We start from the raw sequence: 2,063 nt of genomic DNA, 5'->3' as shown, positions 1-2,063 counted from the left end.
TGTCGTCACGGCCGTCGCCGTGAACCTGATACGCATCGGCGACTGGTTGACCGGTACACCCCTGGCCCCAACCCGTCGCTCCCGGTTTTCCGCCCTGCAAGCGGCCGCGTAAGGGGGGCCGGGAATTCGCCACCAGTGTCCGTTCCTCACCCCAACCTACCAGGCTTGCAGGCATGGGGAGTTGGGATGTTGATTCCAGGGCATCGCCTCAGTTCATGTAGCTGAGCGCCTCGTCCCCCGGATGGGGCAGCCCGGCGATGCGCCAGGCCTGGCGGCAGGAGCCGAACAGCCGGCGCACGGCATCACGATCCATGCCATGGACGCGGCAGATCTGGGAGACCGGGGGGATGGCGCCGTAGGTCAGGCGATGCTCGCGCAAATAATAGATGATGGACCAATGGTCGGGGGTCAGCGGCCCCACGTCATCCATTCTGGCGATGACGCGGGCCATGCCGGGGTTCCAGAGTTCCGCATCGACCAGGAATCCGTCGCCGTCGGTCGGCAACGGGCGCGCCCCGCCGGACACGGGCTCATGCAGATTCGTGTGACTCATGTTTTCTCCACTCCTAAGGTATATTCGTGTATTCTAATTAGTTTTTCAGATGTGCCTGGTAATTCAGGTCACCCTACCGACTATAGCCGAGAAAATTGCCAGGTCAAGGCCCGGTCGATCGGGAGCGCGGGAGCGGACGGCTGCCCACGCGGCCTTGATCATAAACCCGGACATTGCGCGATCGGCACGGTCGTCGGTCCGCACAGCGGACCCTACGGGTCACGGTGTTACCGTAGGGTCCGCTGCGCGGACCGCCCGCGGGTCACGGTGTCACCGTCGGGTCCGTGTGCGGACCGTCTGTGCGGACCGTCCGCGGCCGACCGGAACGATGATCAAGGCCGCCCGCGCCTTCTACCAGGCATCCGCCGCGTCGCGCGGCAGACTCATCGGGTGATGGTCCGGGGGGAATCCCTGATCGCGGTAGTAGCGAAACCGCAACCGCGCCGCCGCGCGCACCGCGGGATCCTGATCGACCGGCTCGCACACGCGCTCAAACCGCGCGAACTCTGCGGGAACCTCGGCGGCAAGGTTGATCAAGACCGCGCCTTCGGTTTGCCGGCCCAGGTCGGTACCGATCAGGATCGGCGTCAGCTCGGGGTCGACCTGGCCAACCAAACCATGTGGAATAAAGCTCTCCTGCCGGTAGGTCCAAAGCAACTGATCCAGGCGCCTGGCGCGCTCGGTCTCCGGACAGTGGATCAGAACCCGTGCGCCGTCCTGATAAAGACCCTCCACCAAGTGGCAGGTCAGCAGGTACCGGTCGCCGGGGCTCGCGGGTTCCAGGGTGTAGAAGTCGATGGTGGGCATTGGGGGAAGTGGATCCTGGTTAATGACGAGTGAAGGATAAATGACGCAACTGGAGGCCGACGCTTACCGTGAAAGTCGCGCAGCGACCCTGTGGGAGCGGCGTCCCGCCGCGATGGGGTCGGGTGTGTCACCGCAGCGTTCGAGATCATCGCAGCACCGCATCGCGACGGGAGGCCGCTCCCACGGGGGCCATTCATCGTCCGGGGTGGCTGATGTTCCTTCCATGGCCGTTAGCCGGCGGCGGTGCCACGTCCGGCTGAAGCCTCGACCTCCGGTGTGGTGCGAACTATAGTGCCGCCTGGGGTTCTTGATCCGACGGAAATCACCTACAATCGTCGTCCAGTCCAAGGAATTTCGGAAATTCGGGGGCACCGCCGCATGACTGCCGGCATCCTGGTTCAAGACGACCGCTTCAGCCTGCTGCTCGACGACACGCCGATCGGCGCCGGGCCCACGCTGGATGGGCGAAGTCCTGCGCTTGCTGCAGGCACTGGCCGTGCGCTACGCCTTCCTGGAGCAACGCCCGGACCCGGTCGCAGCCTTTGCCATCGGCGGCGACCTCTACCGCTGGCTTCATGGCGATCAGCGCCTCCTCGACCGGCTGCTGGCCGACGACCGGTACCCCAGATCCGGAAATTGCTCACACAAAGACACAAAGAGCACAAAGCGCGTAGGATGGGCAGAGCGAGAGCGATGCCCATCC

3 protein-coding genes are annotated in these 2,063 nt (G+C 64.8%); 1 reads left to right on the top strand and 2 read right to left on the bottom strand.

Going from position 1 to position 2,063, the window contains the following annotated elements; all coding sequences use genetic code 11:
- Nucleotides 1-208 precede the first annotated feature (208 nt).
- Both QZY03_RS12080 and QZY03_RS12075 read right to left on the bottom strand, forming a co-directional pair.
- Nucleotides 209-553 (bottom strand): TusE/DsrC/DsvC family sulfur relay protein, encoded by a 345-nt coding sequence (locus tag QZY03_RS12080; protein WP_295581321.1) that lies wholly within the window; start codon nucleotides 551-553, stop codon nucleotides 209-211.
- A 351-nt stretch (nucleotides 554-904) separates the two neighbouring features.
- Nucleotides 905-1,360, bottom strand: a complete 456-nt coding sequence (locus tag QZY03_RS12075; RefSeq protein ID WP_295581319.1) for a DNA polymerase III subunit chi — start codon at nucleotides 1,358-1,360, stop codon at nucleotides 905-907.
- 460 nt (nucleotides 1,361-1,820) lie between these two features.
- Here QZY03_RS12075 and QZY03_RS12070 point away from each other — a divergent pair.
- A partial coding sequence (locus tag QZY03_RS12070) for a hypothetical protein (protein ID WP_295581317.1) occupies nucleotides 1,821-2,063 on the top strand: 243 nt, incomplete at its 3' end.

Origin of the sequence: uncultured Lamprocystis sp., from assembly GCF_903933125.1 — a bacterium.
GTDB lineage: Bacteria > Pseudomonadota > Gammaproteobacteria > Chromatiales > Chromatiaceae > Thiodictyon.
This window is presented reverse-complemented; position numbering and strand designations above follow the sequence as displayed.

Bases quoted from the DNA above. Each gene is read 5' to 3' on its own strand.
- QZY03_RS12080 (WP_295581321.1), bottom strand. From the start codon at position 553: ATGAGTCACACGAATCTGCATGAGCCCGTGTCCGGCGGGGCGCGCCCG.
- QZY03_RS12075 (WP_295581319.1), bottom strand. From the start codon at position 1,360: ATGCCCACCATCGACTTCTACACCCTGGAACCCGCGAGCCCCGGCGAC.